This is a genomic window from Bradyrhizobium sp. KB893862 SZCCT0404 (genome assembly GCF_018130885.1).
Classification (GTDB): Bacteria; Pseudomonadota; Alphaproteobacteria; order Rhizobiales; family Xanthobacteraceae; genus Bradyrhizobium; species Bradyrhizobium stylosanthis.
Genome location: NZ_JAFCLT010000001.1, coordinates 369,795 through 388,088 on the forward strand (window position 1 = coordinate 369,795; position 18,294 = coordinate 388,088).

General features: G+C 60.6%; 24 protein-coding genes and 2 pseudogenes. 8 read left to right on the forward strand and 18 right to left on the reverse strand.

Annotated elements, in window-relative coordinates:
• Window positions 1–51: 51 nt before the first annotated feature.
• The 3 genes from JQ617_RS01885 to JQ617_RS01895 form a co-directional block, all read right to left on the reverse strand.
• Window positions 52–507 carry a hypothetical protein gene (locus JQ617_RS01885; protein WP_212023954.1) on the reverse strand — a complete coding sequence of 152 codons (456 nt, stop codon included), beginning with the start codon at window positions 505–507 and terminating at the stop codon, window positions 52–54.
• 115 nt (window positions 508–622) lie between these two features.
• Window positions 623–1,201, reverse strand: coding sequence for a hypothetical protein (locus JQ617_RS01890; RefSeq protein WP_212023956.1), 579 nt, complete (start codon window positions 1,199–1,201; stop codon window positions 623–625).
• The gene (locus JQ617_RS01895) at window positions 1,201–1,653 is read right to left on the reverse strand and encodes a hypothetical protein (RefSeq protein ID WP_212023958.1); all 453 of its coding nucleotides are present in this window, start codon (window positions 1,651–1,653) and stop codon (window positions 1,201–1,203) included. Before JQ617_RS01895 ends, JQ617_RS01890 begins: the two co-directional genes overlap by 1 nt.
• Before the next feature lie 70 nt (window positions 1,654–1,723).
• Between JQ617_RS01895 and JQ617_RS01900 the strand changes: the two genes are divergently transcribed.
• Complete coding sequence (locus tag JQ617_RS01900) at window positions 1,724–2,011, forward strand: helix-turn-helix transcriptional regulator (RefSeq protein WP_212023960.1); 288 nt, start codon at window positions 1,724–1,726, stop codon at window positions 2,009–2,011.
• 324 nt (window positions 2,012–2,335) lie between these two features.
• Window positions 2,336–2,527, forward strand: coding sequence for a transposase (locus JQ617_RS40415; RefSeq protein ID WP_502754859.1), 192 nt, complete (start codon window positions 2,336–2,338; stop codon window positions 2,525–2,527).
• Here JQ617_RS40415 and opgC read toward each other — a convergent pair.
• The 10 genes and pseudogenes from opgC to groES all read right to left on the reverse strand — a co-directional run.
• Window positions 2,481–2,786 (reverse strand): annotated as a pseudogene (gene opgC / locus JQ617_RS40420) (OpgC domain-containing protein); the annotation flags it as partial. The gene JQ617_RS40415 and the pseudogene opgC sit on opposite strands and share 47 nt — an antisense overlap.
• 957 nt (window positions 2,787–3,743) lie before the next feature.
• Window positions 3,744–4,895, reverse strand: coding sequence for a trypsin-like peptidase domain-containing protein (locus tag JQ617_RS01910; RefSeq protein WP_212023964.1), 1,152 nt, complete (start codon window positions 4,893–4,895; stop codon window positions 3,744–3,746).
• 25 nt (window positions 4,896–4,920) lie between these two features.
• Window positions 4,921–5,052, reverse strand: a complete 132-nt coding sequence (locus tag JQ617_RS40165) for a hypothetical protein (protein WP_283842029.1) — start codon at window positions 5,050–5,052, stop codon at window positions 4,921–4,923.
• Window positions 5,052–5,387, reverse strand: a complete 336-nt coding sequence (locus JQ617_RS01915) for a hypothetical protein (protein WP_212023966.1) — start codon at window positions 5,385–5,387, stop codon at window positions 5,052–5,054. Before JQ617_RS01915 ends, JQ617_RS40165 begins: the two co-directional genes overlap by 1 nt.
• Before the next feature lie 83 nt (window positions 5,388–5,470).
• Window positions 5,471–5,962 carry an Hsp20/alpha crystallin family protein gene (locus JQ617_RS01920; protein WP_212023968.1) on the reverse strand — a complete coding sequence of 164 codons (492 nt, stop codon included), beginning with the start codon at window positions 5,960–5,962 and terminating at the stop codon, window positions 5,471–5,473.
• Window positions 5,963–6,044: 82 nt separating this feature from the next.
• The gene (locus JQ617_RS01925) at window positions 6,045–6,503 is read right to left on the reverse strand and encodes an Hsp20 family protein (protein WP_212023970.1); all 459 of its coding nucleotides are present in this window, start codon (window positions 6,501–6,503) and stop codon (window positions 6,045–6,047) included.
• A 219-nt stretch (window positions 6,504–6,722) separates the two neighbouring features.
• Window positions 6,723–6,911 carry a hypothetical protein gene (locus tag JQ617_RS01930; RefSeq protein WP_212023972.1) on the reverse strand — a complete coding sequence of 63 codons (189 nt, stop codon included), beginning with the start codon at window positions 6,909–6,911 and terminating at the stop codon, window positions 6,723–6,725.
• Between the two features lie 66 nt (window positions 6,912–6,977).
• Window positions 6,978–7,316 carry a hypothetical protein gene (locus JQ617_RS01935; RefSeq protein WP_212023974.1) on the reverse strand — a complete coding sequence of 113 codons (339 nt, stop codon included), beginning with the start codon at window positions 7,314–7,316 and terminating at the stop codon, window positions 6,978–6,980.
• A gap of 87 nt (window positions 7,317–7,403) precedes the next feature.
• Window positions 7,404–9,023, reverse strand: coding sequence for a chaperonin GroEL (gene groL / locus JQ617_RS01940; protein WP_212023976.1), 1,620 nt, complete (start codon window positions 9,021–9,023; stop codon window positions 7,404–7,406).
• 35 nt (window positions 9,024–9,058) lie between these two features.
• Window positions 9,059–9,373, reverse strand: a complete 315-nt coding sequence (gene groES, locus JQ617_RS01945) for a co-chaperone GroES (RefSeq protein ID WP_212023978.1) — start codon at window positions 9,371–9,373, stop codon at window positions 9,059–9,061.
• Window positions 9,374–9,806: 433 nt separating this feature from the next.
• On the opposite strand from groES, the gene JQ617_RS01950 reads away from it, so the two are divergent.
• The 3 genes from JQ617_RS01950 (at window position 9,807) to rpoH (ending at window position 12,093) form a co-directional block, all read left to right on the forward strand.
• Window positions 9,807–10,265, forward strand: a complete 459-nt coding sequence (locus JQ617_RS01950) for an Hsp20 family protein (protein WP_212023980.1) — start codon at window positions 9,807–9,809, stop codon at window positions 10,263–10,265.
• Window positions 10,266–10,446: 181 nt separating this feature from the next.
• Window positions 10,447–11,007, forward strand: coding sequence for a hypothetical protein (locus tag JQ617_RS01955; RefSeq protein WP_212023982.1), 561 nt, complete (start codon window positions 10,447–10,449; stop codon window positions 11,005–11,007).
• 147 nt (window positions 11,008–11,154) lie between these two features.
• Window positions 11,155–12,093: an RNA polymerase sigma factor RpoH gene (gene rpoH, locus JQ617_RS01960; RefSeq protein WP_212023984.1), complete on the forward strand. Its 939-nt coding sequence runs from the start codon at window positions 11,155–11,157 to the stop codon at window positions 12,091–12,093.
• A gap of 89 nt (window positions 12,094–12,182) precedes the next feature.
• Here rpoH and JQ617_RS01965 read toward each other — a convergent pair whose 3' ends face one another.
• Entirely contained in the window at window positions 12,183–12,575 is a 393-nt protein-coding gene (locus tag JQ617_RS01965; protein ID WP_212023986.1) for a response regulator, read from the reverse strand.
• Between the two features lie 504 nt (window positions 12,576–13,079).
• On the reverse strand, window positions 13,080–13,337 hold the full coding sequence (locus JQ617_RS01970) for a hypothetical protein (protein WP_212023988.1): 258 nt from the start codon (window positions 13,335–13,337) through the stop codon (window positions 13,080–13,082).
• Window positions 13,338–13,615: 278 nt separating this feature from the next.
• Here JQ617_RS01970 and JQ617_RS40425 point away from each other — a divergent pair, with 278 nt between their 5' ends.
• A complete protein-coding gene (locus tag JQ617_RS40425; RefSeq protein WP_502754860.1) occupies window positions 13,616–13,855 on the forward strand; it encodes an SMP-30/gluconolactonase/LRE family protein in 240 nt (79 codons plus the stop codon).
• Between the two features lie 279 nt (window positions 13,856–14,134).
• Here the strand turns inward: JQ617_RS40425 and JQ617_RS01980 are convergent, their stop codons facing one another.
• The gene (locus tag JQ617_RS01980; protein WP_212023992.1) at window positions 14,135–14,650 is read right to left on the reverse strand and encodes a winged helix-turn-helix transcriptional regulator; all 516 of its coding nucleotides are present in this window, start codon (window positions 14,648–14,650) and stop codon (window positions 14,135–14,137) included.
• Window positions 14,651–14,888: 238 nt separating this feature from the next.
• On the opposite strand from JQ617_RS01980, the gene JQ617_RS01985 reads away from it, so the two are divergent.
• On the forward strand, window positions 14,889–15,521 hold the full coding sequence (locus JQ617_RS01985) for a 2-hydroxychromene-2-carboxylate isomerase (protein ID WP_212023994.1): 633 nt from the start codon (window positions 14,889–14,891) through the stop codon (window positions 15,519–15,521).
• A gap of 163 nt (window positions 15,522–15,684) precedes the next feature.
• Window positions 15,685–16,671, forward strand: a pseudogene (locus JQ617_RS01990) (CaiB/BaiF CoA transferase family protein); the annotation flags it as partial.
• Between the two features lie 172 nt (window positions 16,672–16,843).
• Here JQ617_RS01990 and JQ617_RS01995 read toward each other — a convergent pair.
• Both JQ617_RS01995 and JQ617_RS02000 read right to left on the reverse strand, forming a co-directional pair.
• Complete coding sequence (locus tag JQ617_RS01995) at window positions 16,844–17,521, reverse strand: glutathione S-transferase family protein (RefSeq protein ID WP_212023998.1); 678 nt, start codon at window positions 17,519–17,521, stop codon at window positions 16,844–16,846.
• 1 nt (window position 17,522) lies between these two features.
• Window positions 17,523–18,266 (reverse strand): SDR family NAD(P)-dependent oxidoreductase, encoded by a 744-nt coding sequence (locus JQ617_RS02000; RefSeq protein ID WP_212024000.1) that lies wholly within the window; start codon window positions 18,264–18,266, stop codon window positions 17,523–17,525.
• Window positions 18,267–18,294 lie beyond the last annotated feature (28 nt).

The window sequence follows — 18,294 nt, forward strand, 5'->3', positions numbered from 1 at the left end:
AGACACCGACGACACCAACAGTGAGGTGCTGGTCGCAAGCCTTGTTGTTGCTCAGGTGCCATGCCCTCCGCAGGTCGGCGCGGACCGCTTGAGGCACGAGAGCATGTTCGCTACCAGCCACGAGGTGGCGAGCTGCTTGCGAAGCCGGGCAGGGAGCGGCATCTGCCGGAGCTTGACGGAGAGCACGAGCGCCGCGGCGGGGTCGTCGAAGGCGCAGGCCAGCAACACCGTCATGGCGAAGTCGACCTTGATGCCGATGGTGTCGGGCGCCTTGCAGTCGATCACCATGGCGATGGCGGCCACGGTGTCGCCCGCGATCGCACGGCGCCACTCCGGGATCGTGGTGGTCGTACCGCGCACGAAGGCCGTCACCTCCGACTTGAAGGCGTCGTCGAACTCCTCGGCGGGGATGCTTCGCCAGTAACTCAGCACGCGGGGCCGGCCGGAGCCGTGGCGCCGTGCGGGATCGCTTTGTTCGTCGTCGTAGTTCTTCAGGTCAGCCTCCATCGATCGCGCAGCCGACTGCGCGTTCGTTGCGATTGATGAGTTGCGCGGATCTTTCTCCTGAAGATCCACGGCGGGCCATGCCATGCCTCGCCGGGCCACGCCCCGGCACGGGGAGCTATTTGACCGTTTCCTCGACCTGGAAGCGGCCGAACTCGGGGGTGTAGTCGCCGAGGCCGTACAGGCCGGCCACGCGGTAGAACCCGACGATGTCTTCGCGGTCGAGCAGCGAGGTCAGGAACGTGCCGCGGATGACGGCGCTCCAGCCGTCGAACATGGGCCGGGTCCTGACGGTGAGCGCACCGGTCCTGCGGATCCGGACGGTCGTGCGATACCGGAAGCGCTCATCCTTCCACAACTCCGGCGCGGTCTTGGGACCGTCGTAGTCCAGGAGGGCCGGGCCGTCCGCGCGGAAGCCGGCCTTGGTGGTGTTGCCCATCTTCGTCGGCTTGGCGCCGTCCACGCAGACGCTTTTGACCATGTTCGCCGGGAGACACGGCGCGCCGTTGTGCAGATACAGCGAACCGTGGAATTCCAGCTCCGCCACGCGCAGATGGTCGGCCTCAGTCCTCTCGCTCTTGCCGGTCACGGCGTCGATCTGCTTGGCGATGGGATCGAGAGGATCGCCCAGGCGCGAATTGCGCATCAACATGGGGCCGATGCCGACGAGGCGGAGGGAAATGTGCTCGATGCTCATTAGGCGATCTCCAGGGGCGAGCGGTAGTCGAAGAGGGGGGGAGGCGGCGGCGCCGCCGGCGTGGGCGGCGGCGGCTTGAAGGGCGACCGCGCGTACTTGCGGAAGCGCTCCATGCCGGTGACGCCGAGGTGACAGGGATGGCAGAGGGTCGTCAGGTCCTCGGCGAGTTCGCAGCGGAAGTTCCGGTAGGTGCGGTGGTGGACCTCCAGCCTCGCCTCCCGGCGCGAGGCGAAGCACAGCCGGCACCGGTGTCCGGAAGCCTCGAGCTCGGCCAGGCGGGCCGGGCTGGTTTGCCAAGCCGAGCTACTGATGTAGCGTCCGTACACCGATCCGCGATCGGCGGATTCGGCAGGAGCCTCGGAGCAGATGGTGGAGATGGGCGTGTCGTCGGCGGAAATGGCCTGCGCAGGGGTGATCGCCTGCGGCTGGCCGTCGGCGTCGGGGAAGGTCATCAGAGTCCTCGTTCGGTTGCGTTGACAGGACTCTAACACCAGTGGCGCACAGGTGCACCAGAAATGCACAATGATGGTTAACGGAAGGCAAATTGCGTCTGCGCGCGTCTGGCTGGAGATCTCTCAGGCTGAACTTGCGCTCGCATCCAAGGTGGCGAAGCGAACGATCGCGCATATCGAGAATGGCGGTCGCATTCCCCACGACCGTACTCTCAAGGCGCTCGTCGATTGTCTGCAGGAGATGGGCGTCGAGTTTCTGATGGACGAGCACAACGCCGAGCGGGGCGTCGGCATCCGCGTGAGGGAAGCCAAGCTGCACCCTTTAATCCAAGAAAGCCGCGACGAGGCGCCTTCGTGACCTTTGCGGGTTGAGGCGTAAGCACGCTGCCCAAGCCGGGCGAGCCCGGCATCGTCATCGTCACAAGCGCGCCGCATCAACGATGGGTCGCAATCGCGTTAGTAAACCCAGGGACGCGGCAATGCTCGTGGTTTTGCGTTGAAAAAGCTCGTCAATGATCCTCGTTAGGTCGTGCGGGAGATCCTCGAAGGCTTCGCCGCGACCGGGTCGGGCGTTCGGGCTCCATAGGCTCGTTCGCCAACTGAGCCGTTCGGCTTGGCACACGCCTGTCGGCGTCCAGGAGGTAATCGCGTTCCCTAGAGCCCAAGGGGCACCTGTTTTGGGGTGAGCTCCGGATATGTCTTTGAGATCCGCTCTGAACGAGTGCCCTGCCGTGCAGTGCAGTTGAACCTCGCCAATCGATGGTTCTGCAAGCTAGGTGTTGAGGATCCCCTACGTGATCATTCGGCGGAGCGTGCATCGACGTTGACTAGAACAGCGATGGACGCCGCCGGTCGAGCTTCGCTTCCCATGTAAGAGGGTTACCAATCGTAACCATAAAGGCGATGCCAAATGCGCTGACTGCGGCCTGCATTGGCAGCCCCTCGGAGACCCGGTTCAATATGACGAACGCAATAAACGAAGCCACCACGCTGAAGCAAAAGACGGATAGCGAGTTTTCGCCACAACGGATCAGCGCCTTCGTCCAGGGCCCGGGTGGAGGGTGCCCGTCTGGCGGCACAAAACGCGTTAATAAAACGACGAGGGCCAAAAAGTGGATGAGCCGAACCGGATCTAAATGACTCTTCTACGACTTGAACGCAGAAAGGCGATGCGTCGTCTGTTGAGGCGCCTCCTGAGTCGCATCGAACCGGCCGAGTGGGGGCCGCGAGCGCCAAGTCAACACAATGCAAAAAAGCTGGTGGTGCAGCAAATGCGGCCGGCGAGGGCACCAGCCAAAGGAATTAAGTTTACGGACTGTGCCATTGCTCGCTGCAGTCGGTATGTTTCGGCCAGAAGCGGCGCTCCCGTGGCGGTGAAAGGAAGTCGATGTTAGGCGTCATCCGGCAACTTCGATCGCAATTCAGCTGTTGAAAGCATGATCCGTTCAAATGTCTCGGTTGCGCGTTTCCTGTCCCTTCCCCGCGAAGACAAGAAGACTAGGGGCCACAGAAGGACACTAAAAAAACTCTCATGATCGCTCGCGAAGGCCTCGTGGAGCAAGCGGGGTGATCATAAGTTTGCCGAAGTCTCTACCCACGGGGCCAGCCCGCGCTGGTTGTTGAGAGCAGCAGTAGGAATAACGCGCTATGCGCATCATATCTCGCAGCTGCACGTGTGCTTCGCGAACCCTGCATAACGATTATCCCGTTCGTTGAACATACGCGCCAGCGCCATCGCCGGCCCTTGGGTTGCAGGATGATCTCGAAAATGGGGAATTGAGGCGACACAGGATTATGCAACACGGTTCGAGCCTCGGAGATTGCAATCGTTTGGGTGAGCCGGAGTAGCACTAAAACAGCGGGAGACGAGCTGATCTACTGCGCGCAGGTCCACAGACAAATGTCGCTTTGGTTCGGAGCAAGTGAAGATAACGTTCAATGTTGTCGTGGTGCACTCGAACCAGAACAGCCGATTTCGCTCGGGTCGCCTTCGTCACAGAAGCACCCAACGCCTGACGCTCGCGAACATCCGCTTCTCGTTCGGTCCTGTTCTTGAGATTCTTAATCATTGGGGTCCTTATCCTAAGATGCTAGGTCGATTTCCCGGAGGGGTGATTGGGCCCTGCAAGCCCGGCCGACGGTCGTCGGCTCGTCAATCCGAAGTCACCTGGGGTAACTGCCGCGCCCCGTTCCATTCGCGGCGCCACTCTGACAACGACACTGCTTTTGCCCTCCCTTCGCTGAAGCGTCAATTTCAACTCCTGTCCAACTCGCGCTAATCCGACCTTGTTGCGCAATTGCGCAGCCGATCGAATGGGACCGTCATCGGCCATTGTCACAACGTCCCCTTTTCGCAGACCGGCGATTTCTGCCGGTGAATTTGGCAGAACCTCAGCTATCAAAGCGCCTTCGGCCCGAGCACCCGACAGCCGCGGGTCCTGCAGAGAAACGCCGATATGGCCGCGTTCGACATGGCCGGTGGCAACGATTTGCTCCATCACTCTCCGCGCCATATTGGCGGGGATCGCAAAACCGATCCCGACGTTTCCTCCAGCAGGCGAGATGATCGCCGAATTGATTCCGACCAGCTCGCCGCGCAGGCTGACCAGCGCGCCACCAGAATTGCCGGGATTAATCGCCGCGTCAGTCTGAATGAAATCTTCGTAGCCCTGCCTGCCAAGGCCAGTGCGGCCGAGTGCGCTGACCAGACCCGAGGTTACGGTTTGACCCAGACCAAAGGGATTGCCGATCGCGAGCACAAAATCACCAACCTCGAGGGCGTCACTGTCGCCAAAAGCAAGCGCCCTGAGCCCGACCGGATTCTGGATCTGGAGCACGGCGACATCGGTCGGCGGATCGCGGCCGATCACCTTCGCCGAGAGCTGCCGTCCGTCCCTGGTCGTGACCTGGACCGTGGCGGTGCCTTCGACGACGTGATTGTTGGTGAGAACATAGCCGCGCACGGCATCGACGATGACGCCTGATCCGGTCGCATTGACCTCCTTCTCGATCTGCTTCGGCGCGTCGAAGAACTCCCGGAAGATCGGATCGCGGTAGAGCGGATTGTCCTCACGGACGCGCCCGTGCACGGAAATGTTCACGACCGCCGGCGTTACCTGTCGCACCAGCGGTGCCAGTGTCGGGATAGAGCCGGTCTTCAGGTCCGGGATCTGCGCGGCCGCGGGAAACCACGCTGCGCACGCAAAAATGAATGCCGATAAGAGCAGCCGCACCACGCACATTCTGACACCTTCCTTTGAAACGGAACTAGGAAGCCAGACCGGATCCATCACGGTCGAGGGACAGCAGCAGGGACCGCTGCAGGGCGATGACGGGAACGGCGCACGCCGCAACCATGTTGCCGAAGAGGACGAGCCCCATGACGGTTTGCGTGATCATCACAGCGTACGCCGCTGTGCGGCGGCCCAAGGCCGCCGCAGCCGCATCGGCACGCCGCCACCACGCGGCGGATCATCGTTGTCGTTGTCGCCATCGAGCTTGCGCAGCGCTGCGAGAATATCCATCAGCCGGATCGTGTGGCTCATGCCGGGAATCTCGCGCAGCGCCGGACAGGATTCCACCGCATACATGTCCGAGGCCCAGGACGACAGGATGATGCGCTTCTCCGGCGTTGAGAGCTCATTGTCGTTCAGGACGCTCGTCGGGGAATCGTAGTGAGCGGCAGGGTAAAAGATCGGATGAAGGTTCCGGGCATTTGCATTGGTGTTCGTCATCGTCGTGTCTCCCTTATTCTCTCCTTTCCAAGGGATTGCTGGGGAGAGACGGCGGCATTGGCGCCGCCATCTCCTGTTTGGGGTTAATGCGTGTTGATCGCGACGCGCTTTACGCCGGCACGCGGCGTGTCGGACTTCGGCAGCGAGACGGTTAGGACGCCGTTCTTGAACGCTGCCTCGACCTTGTCCTCTTGCACATCATCGAGCGGGATCTGGCGCTCGAAGGCGCCGTAATAGCGCTCGCTGAAGTATCTGCCTTCGCCCTTGTGCTCGGCCTTCTTCTCGCCGCGGATGGTCAGGACGCCATTGGCGATTTCCACCTGCACGTCCTTTTCGGTCATCCCGGGCAGTTCGGCCGACACGGTCAAGGCCTTGTCTGTCTCGCTAAGCTCGACCTTCGGCCAGCCGAGGCGGCCTTCCATCGACGGCGACAGGCCCGGGCTGCCAAAGCCGCGGAACACATCGTCGAACAGGCGGTTCATTTCACGGTGCAGGGTCAGGAACGGATCGAAGCTGTCGCGCGCGGGCGCAAGCTCCTGGGATCTCGACCACGGAATGAGATCACGAATAGCCATTGTTTCACCTCACTGGTTCATAGGGAGAGGGAGTGCGGACGCTTCACGCGCCGCACGCCCCGCCTCGATGCCAAATTCGCGCCTACGCGGCTTTCTTCTGCGCGATCTGGGGTGAGGAGGAAGCCGCCGTCCCGATCTCGATTCGGCGCGGCTTCATCGCTTCCGGCACCTCGCGCACTAGATCAATGATCAGCAGACCATCCTGGAAAGAGGCCTGCTTGACCTGAACGTAGTCGGCGAGGTTGAACACGCGCCGGAACGGACGGGCCGCGATACCTTGGTACAGGTATTCGCGCGCGGTACCGTCGGGCTTCTTGCCCTCGACGGTCAGCACGTTCTGCTCCGCCGTCACGGCGATGTCCTGAACGCCGAAGCCGGCCACTGCCAGTGTGACCCGGTAGTGGTCTTCGCCGAAGCGTTCGATGTTGTAGGGGGGATAGTTGTCTTCAGTCGCCTGACGCAGCGTCGAATCGACGAGGTCTGCCAGGTGATCGAAGCCGATGGTGGAGCGCCACAGCGGCGCGAAGTCGAGTGTCCTCATAGCCAAGTCCTCCAAAGAGCAAGATGGATACGAAGGAACGCAAGACCGTGGTATACGGAAATATCCGAAGCCCGATCCGGCGCCCGTGCCGGACCCGAAGCTGGCGCCCGGCACACCGCTCCCGCGGCGAAAAATGACTTAAAAAAACGGCAGATGATTTCAAGAGGTGGGCTCGAAAAAATTCTCGCGTTCCGGTCGTGCCACAATTTTCAGTCCGGATCAGGCGGCCTCGGCGTAGGTCAGGCGGGCCAGCTCGGCTTCGGCATTGTTGCGCAGGGACACCAGGCGAGCGCGATCCTCAGGAGTTAGGTCGCTCGCAGGCAAGAGCCTCTCGCAATGCGAAATAACGCGTCTCTGGCTTTCGATCAGAAAGGCAAACGCGCCGCCAACAGCGGGTTCATACGGCATGGAAAGTCCTCACACAGTTCAGACGGAGGTTTCGAGCGACCGGATCGGCCGGCCGCTCCACACGGACTAGCTGGTTGCAGGTAGCGTCCCGTCGCGCTGGCTCGGCAACAGGTCGAACCTCAGCCGGGGTGCATCCAGGACCGGCGAAAGCAGCGTATCCACCTTCATCGTGGAAGGCGCCTGCGGCCAGGTCAGCCAGGGCATCGTGTCCAGGTACGGAATCGGCGGCAAGGCAATTTGTTCGAAGCCGCTTTTTGCTGCCCGCAGCGGCGACGTCGCTTCCGACCCTCGCGCCGCAAACGGCGCCAGCGCAACGACACCACCGAGCGTTACTGCGAGGAAATTGATTAGGGTTTTGTGGGTGCCCTCCGCCCGAGCGGAGAATGTGAATTGATCCTTGATCATCTCATGCTCCTATCGTCGAAAACAGATCCAGATGTCCTTTCTGTATGTGATAGGTGGGCCCGGCCGGTCGGCCGGGCCCGATACGCGTTAGAAGTCCATGGCGGGAGCCGGCGCGGCTTCCGTTTTCTTCGGCTTGTCCGCCACCAGTGCTTCCGTGGTGATGAGCAGCGACGCGACCGAGGCCGCATCCTGCAGGGCGGTGCGCACGACCTTCGCGGGATCGATGACGCCGGCCTTCACCATGTCCTGGTATTCGCCGGTCGCGGCGTTGAAGCCCCAGTTGTAGCTCTCGTGCTCCAGAAGCTTGCCCACCACCACCGACCCGTCCTCACCGGCATTTTGCACGATCTGGCGTGCAGGCACCTGGAGCGCGCGGCGCACGATATCGACGCCGGCCTTCTGGTCGGAATTCGCGATCTTGATGCCCTCGAGGGCCTTCAGCGAGCGCAATAGCGCAACGCCGCCGCCCGGCAGGATGCCTTCCTCGACCGCCGCCCGCGTCGCGTGCAACGCGTCGTCGACGCGATCCTTGCGCTCCTTGACCTCGACCTCGGTGGCGCCGCCGACGCGGATCACCGCGACGCCGCCGGCAAGCTTCGCCAGCCGTTCCTGCAGCTTCTCGCGGTCGTAGTCGGAGGTGGTCTCTTCGATCTGCGCCCTGATCTGCTGGCTGCGCGCCTCGATGTCCTTCTTGGCACCCGCGCCGTCGACGATCGTGGTGTTCTCCTTGTCGATCACCACCTTCTTGGCGCGCCCGAGCATCTTCACCATGACGTTTTCGAGCTTGATGCCGAGGTCTTCGGAGATCACGGTGCCGCCAGTGAGGATCGCAATGTCCTCCAGCATGGCCTTGCGCCGGTCGCCAAAGCCGGGCGCCTTGACGGCGGCGACCTTCAGGCCGCCCCGCAGACGGTTGACGACGAGGGTGGCGAGCGCCTCGCCTTCGACTTCCTCTGCGATGATCAGAAGCGGCTTGCCGGACTGCACGACCTGCTCGAGCAGCGGCAGCATGCTTTGCAGGCCCGAAAGCTTCTTCTCGTGGATGAGCACGTAGGGATCCTCGAGCTCGACACGCATCTTTTCCGCGTTGGTGACGAAGTAGGGCGAGACGTAGCCGCGGTCAAATTGCATGCCTTCGACCACTTCGAGCTCGGTGTTCAAGCTCTTGGCTTCTTCGACCGTAATGACCCCCTCGTTTCCGACCTTCTGCATGGCCTCGGCGAGGAAGCGGCCGATCTCGGCGTCCCCATTAGCCGAGATGGTGCCGACCTGGGCGATCTCGTCGTTGGAGGTGACCTTCTTGGCGTGGGTCTTGAGGTCAGTGACGATCGCGTCCACCGCGAGATCGATCCCGCGTTTCAGGTCCATCGGGTTCATGCGAGCCGCAACGGCCTTGGCACCTTCCTTGACGATCGCCTGCGCCAGCACGGTCGCGGTGGTGGTGCCGTCGCCCGCCAGATCGTTGGTCTTGGAGGCGACCTCACGCACCATCTGGGCGCCCATGTTCTCGAACTTGTCCTCGAGCTCGATCTCCTTGGCGACGGTGACGCCGTCCTTGGTGATGCGGGGCGCGCCGAACGACTTCTCGATCACGACGTTACGCCCCTTCGGACCGAGTGTGACCTTCACCGCGTTCGCCAGCGTGTCCACACCGCGGAGCATGCGGTCGCGGGCTTCGGTCGAAAATTTCACGTCCTTGGCAGCCATGTTAAAAATCTCCCTTCTCTACGATGACTGTCAGCTCACGCGGCTTTCTTAAGCGTTTCGGTCTTTTCGACCACACCCAGAAGGTCGCTCTCCTTCATGATCAGCAGCTCTTCGCCGTCGATCTTGACCTCCGTGCCCGACCACTTCGCAAACAGCACGCGGTCGCCAGGCTTCACGTCGAGCGGCACGAGTTGGCCCTGCTCGTTGCGGCCGCCTGGGCCGATGGCAATGACCTCGCCCTGCTGCGGCTTCTCCTTGGCAGTGTCGGGAATGATGATGCCGCCAGACGTTTTCTCTTCGGCATCAATGCGGCGCACGAGCACGCGATCGTGCAGTGGACGGAAATGCATGCACATCCTCCTCAATCAGGTTCAGCGATGTTCCAAATCCGGGTCCGGAACCGGCCCCCGGGCGAAAAGCGAACTGGGAGCCGAACCGGCTCCCTTCAAGACCGCTCGAGTGAAATTTTTCAGCCCGTGACGGCGCCCATGCATTCGGACGGAAGCTTCTGGGTTGGACCGAGGGCTTGCCGTCAACGTTTGGTAAACCGTGCGCGAAGTGGCGCTAATTTCTTGCCGTGCCGCTGATTTCGATAATCCGTATTTCTCGCGTCCGGTGGCGAAAATTTTTCGGTCCCCTCTTGAAACCGAAAACGGTTTTGCTAATTTTCCGACGCCACAGAAGTGTGGGGTTCGGACGCCTTATGGGTCCGGATCAATGAGACGGGCACCGGTCGTGTCCGGTGCCGCTCGTAACCATCTTGCTCTTTTGGAGGATTTGGCTATGCGCAATTACGACTTCTCACCTCTTTGGCGTTCGAGCATCGGATTCGACCGCCTCTTTGACCTCGCAGAAATGGCGCAGCACGCCGGCGAGAATAACTACCCACCGTACAATATCGAACGCCTTTCCGAGGACCGCTATCAGATTTCGCTGGCGGTTGCGGGCTTCGCGCCAAGCGATATCGCAATCACGGCTGAACAGAACGTGGTCGTGATCGAGGGCAGCAAGCCGGATCATGCCGAGCGGGATTTCATCCATCGCGGCATCTCTACGCGCAGCTTCAGGCGCAAGTTCGACCTGGCAGACTACGTTCAGGTCAAGAGTGCTTCCTTCGAAAACGGACTACTCAAAATCGAGCTTTTCCGCGAGATCCCGGAAGCCATGAAGCCCCGTCGGATCGCGATCAACGGCGCGCCAGCTGACAATGTCCAAAAACTAGGGACCAAGGCAGCGGCGTAATCAGGCTGCCTGATCGGCGCCGCGCGCATTCGCGCGGCTGCCGCCATTTGTCAACGAGCAGGAGGATACAATGCGGCTGACGACCGCGGACGACAACACACGTCTCCCGACAAGCGACGGCCAGCGTTACTTTCGTTGGTCCAAGCGCGGCAACGCTACATGACGCGGGAGAGAAGCAGCCATGAATGGCCACCACATCGAACGGCTTCGCGCGCACCGAAACAATATTCGCCGCTATCGCAGGCTCCTCGAAACGTCTCTAACAGATCTTGAACGAGGCTATATCGAGCGACGATTGCTTGACGAACGAGCTTCCGTGAAAGCTCTCCTGCGCGAGGCCTACCCGGATTGCCTGTCACTCCGGACGGCGAAACCCGGGGCAGATCAGCGCACAACGCCATTGGAGTTGACGGAGTTCCTGCATCCGGCCGGCGCTTTTGAGCATCCCCTGCATGTACTCGATGATCCCGATCTCACCGCGTACGAGAAGCGGACCATCTTGTCCTCCTGGCTCGCGGATCACTGCCTCGGCGAAGGTCGCTCCCACCTGATCCCGCGCCACGACGATACGAGCACCCAGCTCGAAGATATCGTCGATGCGCTGTGCGATCTCTCCTCGCAAACGGAGACCGAGAGGCTCGATCATGAATGCGGGCCGGATCAAAAGGAGCGGCGGACAGGACCCCAGTTCCCTTCAGGGCGTCGGCGTCATGACGACCTCGGGAGGACGAATCGATGCTGATCGATCCCGCCAATGTTGCCACACTGGTCGGATCAGTCGGATTCCTTTTGAGCATGGCGGTCATTGCAAAAGTGCTCTCGAGAGCAACGCTTCGCTGATCGCAGATCCATACCGGCCTTACGTTATGAGAGCCACTGCGAGGGGCACATGTACAACACGTATTCTCGGCCACTGCCTTCAATTGCAACCGGACTGACCCACTATCTCGCTCAGATCAAGAAATTTCCGATCCTGACCCAGGAAGAGGAGACCCAATTCGCGAGACGCTGGCGCCAACTGGGCGATCGCGAAGCGGCCTATCGCCTCGTCACAAGCCACCTGCGCCTCGTTGCAAAGGTTGCGATGCGATACCGCGGTTACGGATTGCCCATCGCCGATATTGTTTCCGAAGGCAATATCGGATTGATGCAGGCCGTGCGACGCTTCGACCCAGAACGAGGGGTTCGTCTTTCAACCTACGCATTATGGTGGATCAAGGCGACGATTCAGGAATACGTGCTTCGATCATGGTCGATGGTGAAGGTTTCAACAAACAACGCACAAAAGAAACTCTTCTTCAAACTGCGGCAAGCTAAGCGTGCGATCTCAGCTGTCGAGGACGGAGATCTGCGTCCTGAGCAGGTGCGGGCAATTGCTGCACGCCTCGAGGTGCCGGAACGAGAGGTCGTAGATATGGACCGGCGCCTGCGCGGCGACGTATCCCTGAATTCCCGCACTCACGACGATCCGGAAGCCGACGAAGCGATAGAACGGCTTGTAGACCCTTCGCCTGCGCAAGACGAGAAATTGGCTGATGAACACGAATTAGCTCAGCGCAGACAAGCGTTGCGAGCCGCAATCCAGACGCTGAGTCCGCGCGAGCGACACATCTTCACTGCGCGTCAGTTGACCGAAACGCCTCCGACACTGGAGGAACTCGCGGCACAATATGGAGTATCCCGCGAGCGGGTCCGCCAAATAGAGCAGCGAGCATTTGAGAAGATAAGGTTGGCAATGCAACCGGCCGGCAATTCTTTGAAAACCGCGACAACTGTCGCAAGGAATGCCGTGTCGATCCAATCGACACAAGAAAATCGAGATAGATAGCGCAATTCTGCAGCGCAGCGGAATCAGGCGAAGGGCCAGAGGGGGAAATTAGCGTTGGTTGAATGAAAGGTTTCATAAACTGAGGCGGCCTAGTCTTTCGGCGGCGGCGTCTGGTTGAGCAATTGAGAGACAGCTGTCACGACTTGGGCAGGCGCAAATGGCTTGTTAAGAAGAATGCTATTGGGCACGCCATGCGAGGGCCACTCGTCCGCCGCAGCGCCGGTCATGTAAATTGCTGGCATCTCCGGATTAAGCTCCCTGGCCCGTTTGGCAACGTCCCAGCCCGTCAGTTGGCCTTTCAAGTTAATATCGGTCAAGAGCGCTCGATATTTCGTAGGCGCGCTTTGAAGCAGTGCAACTGCCTTTTCACCAGATGCAACGATCTCATTTTCAAATCCGCCCTCGGCAAGCGCGGCGTCGACAAGGTCTTGGATCAGCGGATCGTCTTCTACCACCAGGATTAACAGTACTGCGCTGTACACAATCCCACCTCCGCCGCGCCAATGCGGCAATTGCTAAGTGCTAAAGTGCACATAAGTTCCAAATGCGAAACCGGGCCAGAGGGAAGGTCAACTAAACCAATGGCACGTGGGGGGCCGCTCCGCGACCGGAAGGGTCTGAGGGCCGAGCTAACCGTTCAATAGCTCGGAAGGTCTTCACCTTCTCGCCATCGAATTGCCGATGACCGGTTCGCCGGCACTGGCGCACCTGCGTCCAATCTCGAGGGCCGCAATAGTCCTCTGGAGACTAGCGGCGGTTGATAAGATCGCCGCCGTCCTCGGCGTCCTCCCTTGACTGGAGCTCCTGGCCAATGCGGTCGCGGAGCTCTTTTTCTTGGTTGCCGGGCTGCTGGCCCTTTCAGGCGCGGGCGATGACTGATCGACGCGGTCTCGGTCCTGACGAGGCCGTTCCATCCGCAATCAGAAAAATGCATTGTCTTAAGCGGCGTCTATCCCGCTGCTCCGCCCGGATTCTCAGGACTTCAGCTATTTTTGTTGCTTGCGCATCCAAAGTTGCGTCGGCACGAAGGCGCTGAACCAGTCGGAGCGCCGCTTCAGGGTGAGATCAACCAGAACGTTTTCCAGCAGCGACAGATCCGGGCACATCGCCAGATTCAAGGACAAAAGTACTTCGCCCGTCCCAGCGGCCGCGCTGAGGATTAGACCACCGGGCGCGTCGAGCAGGTCGATCTCGATACTGGGGCGAACGTCATCGTCTTCGACGATAAGGGGGCTTCTGGTCACTGACCTCGGCAAGACCCATGCCCGCTTGATGGACCGCGGCGCGGTCTATTATCACGCATCGATGGCTCGATGATCAGGGAAGCGATCTTCCCGATCACGACCCCAAACGACGTCGGGCTGTCACCGGACGGACGCATGCTCTATGTGTCGGAAACCGAGACGATCCGGGTCTGGAGCTATCCGATTGTCGGAAGGCGAGGTTGCGAAGGAGCCCTGGCCGTCGCCAAACGGCGGAGCTGCACGGACCCGCCGGGTACAAGCGCTTCGATTCGCTCGCGGTGGAAGCGAGTGGCAACATCTGTGTCGCCACGCTGGTGCGCGGTGGGATCAGCGTGTTCTCGCCCGACGGAAATCTCGTGGAATTTCGTGAGGCTGACGAGGTCTATTGCACCAACCTCTGCTTCGGCGGCGCGGAGATGCGTACCGCCTTCATAACGCTCTCCGGCTCCGGGCGGCCTATCGCGGTGGACCGGCCGAGGCCAAGTCTCGCCTTGAACGACCCCTGCACCGCGCGATAACTTCAGGAAAGTCTCCGGATTCCCAGCTAAAGTGCAACAGGCTCTCCAACATGGCCCATCCGCGAATGAGGCGCGATTCGGCGGGCCCGCAGGTGAGCCTCAACGTGCGTTGTGATAGGCAATTGAGCGACTTCAAATCAGCATCTCGCCGCGCGAAAACGCGAGGCGTGGGGCTTGATCGTTCCGAAGGTTAAAGTCCCACACCCCGCTTTAGATTTCTCCAAAGTTCTTGCGTTCGCAACAATGCGCATCCTGATCTTTGGTCTGGCGGTCGCCGACTTACGCCGCCTTCCTGCGCGTCTTCGCTTTCGTCTTTTTGTCGAGAGAAGACTTCTCCGATGCCGAGGGGGCGCCTGGACCCGGATGGACATGAACCTCCTTGGCCGAAAGTGGTTCGCCGCACTGGGAGCACACCATGACTGGATCGAAGGTCTTGCCGCATTTGCGGTGCTCATGCAGCAATGGCCGCCCGCGCACGTCGACCATGTGGATATCACCCCAATGCACAATTGCCATCATGATCGGATACAGATCGAGGCCCTTTTGGGTGAGGATGTATTCGTGCCGTTTGGGCGACTCCTGATAGGGAATGCGGCGCAGCACGCCCTGCCGAACAAGCTTTTTCAGCCGCTCCGCGAGCAAGTGGCGCGTGATCCCGAGTGCCGACTGGAAACCCTCGAACCGGCGTGTGCGCAGAAAGCACTCGCGGAGGATCAGAAGCGTCCAACGATCGCCGATCACGCCGATCGTTCGAGCCATCGAACATGGCTCTTCCTCAAGTTCGTCCCATTTCATACCCGCTCTCCGGTCCTCCGACGCGTGTTCCGCCCGAATCTTCTACCGGAACCGCTGCATTTCTCTATCATTCTAGATAGGTACTAGATTTCAAACAATACCCCAGGGACTGCCGTAATTAAGCGGATTTGAGCGTGAATTTGACAGTTCGATTTTAGAACTGTATGAAAGCTCGTAACGGAGTTGGGCCGAAGAACCAGCAACTCCTATCATTCACTTCGCTACGGGAGGAGCTGACATGCCCCTGAAAGTTGAATTCCTGTTCGATTTTGGGAGCCCGAACGCTTATCTGGCGGAACTGGCGCTTCCGGGAGTCGAACGGCGGACCGACGTGAAATTCGAGTATGTCCCGGTACTGCTCGGCGGCATATTCAAGGCAACGGGCAATCTGTCTCCATTCGAGTCGCTTCGCGGAATCAAGAACAAGCCGGAATACCAGGCACTGGAGACCCAGCGCTTCATCCAGCGCCACAACGCGACGAAATTTCGGCAAAATCCCTTCTTTCCGGTCAATACGCTGATGCTGATGCGTGGCGCTGTCGCCGCCCAATTCGAGGGCGTGTTCGAGCCTTACTTCCGTGCGGCCTATCATCATATGTGGGAAGAGCCGAAGAAGATGGATGACCTCGAAATCTTCCGGAGCGCTTTCATCTCCTCAGGCATCGATATCGACCGATTGATTGCACGCGCCCAGCAGGACGACGTCAAGAAGGGGTTGATCGATCGGACGACCGATGCGGTCAATCGCGGAGCATTTGGCTCGCCGACTTTCTTCGTCGGAAAGGAAATGTTTTTCGGCAAGGATCAACTCCGGGACGTCGAGGAGTCGATCGTCGAACAGACCGGTCGGGCGGTTGCGAAAACGGCTTGAGGTTTGCAGTTGAGCCTGCGCAGCCAGGTGGATGTCCCGGTGCCCGACGAAAAACCAGTCGGCCTCACGACAATGTAATTCAGGGAGAATGCCCATGCCTGGCCCGCTCAGCGGAGTTCGTGTCCTCGATTTGACGGGTGTGGTGTCAGGTCCTTTCGCGACCATGTTCCTGGCAGACCAGGGCGCTGACGTTCTGAAGATCGAACCCATCGGCGGCGATATCACCCGGCGTAGCCGTGCCACCATCGACAAGGATGGCGAGTTCTCCGCGCTCTTTATCTCTTCAAACCGCGGCAAGCGTTCGCTCTCGATTGACGTCAAGAGCGGGGCCGGCCGTGAAGTTCTCGCCAAGCTGGTGGCGCAGGCGGACGTCTTGGTGCAGAATTTCCGGCCCGGCACCATGGAGCGTCTCGGTCTTGGCGTTGACGAGTTGCGCCGGCGCCACCCGCGCTTGATCTATGTCTCGATCAGCGGGGTTGGCGACACCGGACCCTACGTGAAGAAGCGCGTCTACGATCCGATCATTCAGGGTCTGTCCGGCTTTGCCGATATCCAGTCGCAGCCGGTCACGAACCGTCCGCAGATGATACGTACCATCGTGTGTGACAAGACCACGGCGGTATTTACCGCGCAGGCGGTGGCGGCGGCGCTCTATGCGCGCGAGAAGACCGGGCAGGGCGATCATATCCAGGTCGCGATGCTGGATGCCATGATTTCATACCTTTGGCCGGAAGGCATGATGCAATACACGGTGGTGGGGGCCGAGCAAACGGCCGCAGATCCCAACGATCGGCCGGATCTCGTGTTCAAGACCAGCGACGGCTACATCACCGCCGGTACGATCTCGGACTCCGAATGGCAGGGATTTTGCCAGGCTTCCGGAGATCCCGAGCTCGCCAAGGATCCCCGGTTTGCGACGCCGTCGGCGCGCTCGGTCAACGCCACGGCCCGCATCAACAAGATGGCTGAATACTTCGGTCTGCACACCACCGCCGAATGGTTGGAACGCCTGGACGCCGCGGACGTCCCTTGTGCGCCGATCCTGCGGCGAGGCGAAATCATCCACAACGAACAGGTGATCGCGCGCGAAATCATCGCAGAGTTCGATCAACCGAAAGTCGGTCGGGTGCGGCAGCCGAAGCCGGCAGCCCGGTTTGCGATCAATGAGGCCGCGATCGGCGGGCCGGCACCCCGGGTCGGCGAGCACTCGCGCGAGGTCTTGCGGGAGCTCGGCTACGACGATAGCGCGATCGAGACGATGATCGCGGAACGCAGCGTGCGCGTGGCGGTCTGACGCCACGCGGTCCTTGCGCGAGTGGCCTTTAGGCTGCCGCCGGCGCCGGTGTGATCGGCACTAACGGGACGTTGGCCTTGACGGCTCGCTGAAAGGCCTCCCGTTTCCGGATGCGTTCGAGATAGGGGCGCGCGTTGTCGCAAATGTCGACCCCGTAGGCGATGGCCCACTCGAGGCAGGTCGTGAGCAGGATGTCCGCGCTGGTAAACTGGTCGCCCATCAGGAATTGCCGGCTGTCTGCGAGCGCGACTTCGACATGGCGCAACTGCTGGCGAAAATACTCGCCGGCCTGGGCGACGACCTCAGGCGCAATGCCGTAGATTGGACCGAGCGCGTCAGCCCGATGGCGCCGCATCACGTAGAGGCTGGTGGAATCCAGCTCCGCGACGATGAAGAAGCACCACTCTAGCCACGCGGCATAGTCGCGCGTGGTTTCCGGAATCAGGGAGCGTTTTGTCGTGGAGTACATTCGCGACAGGTAGGCGACAATGGCGGCGCTCTCGCCGATGCGGAAGTCGCCGTCTTGCAGCAGGGGGATTTTTTGGCGAGGATTGAGCTTGGTGTATTCAGCGGTCTTGGTCTCGCCCGTTCGCGGCCCGATCGGCTTTGTCTCGTAAACCAGGCCCAGTTCGTGCATGGCCCAGTGCGGGCGAATGGTGCGGCTTGTCCCCACGCCCCACAGGGTCAGGTTTGGTGTCGCGTTCATTTTACCACTTCTCCACGGACGGACGGAGATCGAGCTCGTGGGTCCAGCCATCCCTGCTTTGATGGTGGGTGAACCAATAGGCGTCAGCAATGGAAGAGGTCTTGGTTAGGCTGTCTGCGGGTATTTCACTCGCCTCGATTCCCTTCGCCGCCTTCATGCGCTGATGAATAGCTTCGCTATCCACGCCTGCATCGATCAAGAGATGCACGACATGGATGTTCTTGGGCCCCAGCTCGCGGGCCATCGCTTGGGCCACTGCTCGAAGCCCGAACTTCGCAGACGAGAATGCGGCAAAGCCCTTGCCGCCGCGCACACTGGCCGTCGCACCGGTAAAGAAGATCGTGCCACGTCCGCGTGGAAGCATGACGCGCGCAGCCTCTCGGCCGACGAGGAATCCGCCGTAGCATGCCAGTTCCCAGGCCTTGAAAAACAGCTTCTCCGTCGTGTCCAGCAGAGGCTTGTTGACGTTCGAACCGGCGTTGTACAGGCAGACCTCGATCGGTCCGTGCTCTTTTTCGACCCGTGCGAATATGCCTTGGACCTCTGCTTCCTGGCGGGCATCGACGCTGAATGCATGAACCTCATGTCCCGCAGCCCTCAGCTCCCCCACAAGCCCCTGCGACTTCGATGCGTCACGCCTGCAAATGCAAACCGTATAGCCGCCCTCGGCGAAGCGCCGCGCGACCGCCGCGCCAATCGCATCGCCAGCCCCCACAAGTATCGCTACGCCGCGCCTCCCCGTCATTTCGATTCTCCCATATAGTTCTATTTTA

Coding starts and splice junctions, on each gene's coding strand:
- JQ617_RS01885 (WP_212023954.1), bottom strand. CDS start 507: ATGGAGGCTGACCTGAAGAACTACGACGACGAACAAAGCGATCCCGCA.
- JQ617_RS01890 (WP_212023956.1), bottom strand. CDS start 1,201: ATGAGCATCGAGCACATTTCCCTCCGCCTCGTCGGCATCGGCCCCATG.
- JQ617_RS01895 (WP_212023958.1), bottom strand. CDS start 1,653: ATGACCTTCCCCGACGCCGACGGCCAGCCGCAGGCGATCACCCCTGCG.
- JQ617_RS01900 (WP_212023960.1), top strand. CDS start 1,724: ATGATGGTTAACGGAAGGCAAATTGCGTCTGCGCGCGTCTGGCTGGAG.
- JQ617_RS01910 (WP_212023964.1), bottom strand. CDS start 4,895: ATGTGCGTGGTGCGGCTGCTCTTATCGGCATTCATTTTTGCGTGCGCA.
- JQ617_RS40165 (WP_283842029.1), bottom strand. CDS start 5,052: ATGATCACGCAAACCGTCATGGGGCTCGTCCTCTTCGGCAACATGGTT.
- JQ617_RS01915 (WP_212023966.1), bottom strand. CDS start 5,387: ATGACGAACACCAATGCAAATGCCCGGAACCTTCATCCGATCTTTTAC.
- JQ617_RS01920 (WP_212023968.1), bottom strand. CDS start 5,962: ATGGCTATTCGTGATCTCATTCCGTGGTCGAGATCCCAGGAGCTTGCG.
- JQ617_RS01925 (WP_212023970.1), bottom strand. CDS start 6,503: ATGAGGACACTCGACTTCGCGCCGCTGTGGCGCTCCACCATCGGCTTC.
- JQ617_RS01930 (WP_212023972.1), bottom strand. CDS start 6,911: ATGCCGTATGAACCCGCTGTTGGCGGCGCGTTTGCCTTTCTGATCGAA.
- JQ617_RS01935 (WP_212023974.1), bottom strand. CDS start 7,316: ATGATCAAGGATCAATTCACATTCTCCGCTCGGGCGGAGGGCACCCAC.
- groL (WP_212023976.1), bottom strand. CDS start 9,023: ATGGCTGCCAAGGACGTGAAATTTTCGACCGAAGCCCGCGACCGCATG.
- groES (WP_212023978.1), bottom strand. CDS start 9,373: ATGCATTTCCGTCCACTGCACGATCGCGTGCTCGTGCGCCGCATTGAT.
- JQ617_RS01950 (WP_212023980.1), top strand. CDS start 9,807: ATGCGCAATTACGACTTCTCACCTCTTTGGCGTTCGAGCATCGGATTC.
- JQ617_RS01955 (WP_212023982.1), top strand. CDS start 10,447: ATGAATGGCCACCACATCGAACGGCTTCGCGCGCACCGAAACAATATT.
- rpoH (WP_212023984.1), top strand. CDS start 11,155: ATGTACAACACGTATTCTCGGCCACTGCCTTCAATTGCAACCGGACTG.
- JQ617_RS01980 (WP_212023992.1), bottom strand. CDS start 14,650: ATGAAATGGGACGAACTTGAGGAAGAGCCATGTTCGATGGCTCGAACG.
- JQ617_RS01985 (WP_212023994.1), top strand. CDS start 14,889: ATGCCCCTGAAAGTTGAATTCCTGTTCGATTTTGGGAGCCCGAACGCT.
- JQ617_RS01995 (WP_212023998.1), bottom strand. CDS start 17,521: ATGAACGCGACACCAAACCTGACCCTGTGGGGCGTGGGGACAAGCCGC.
- JQ617_RS02000 (WP_212024000.1), bottom strand. CDS start 18,266: ATGACGGGGAGGCGCGGCGTAGCGATACTTGTGGGGGCTGGCGATGCG.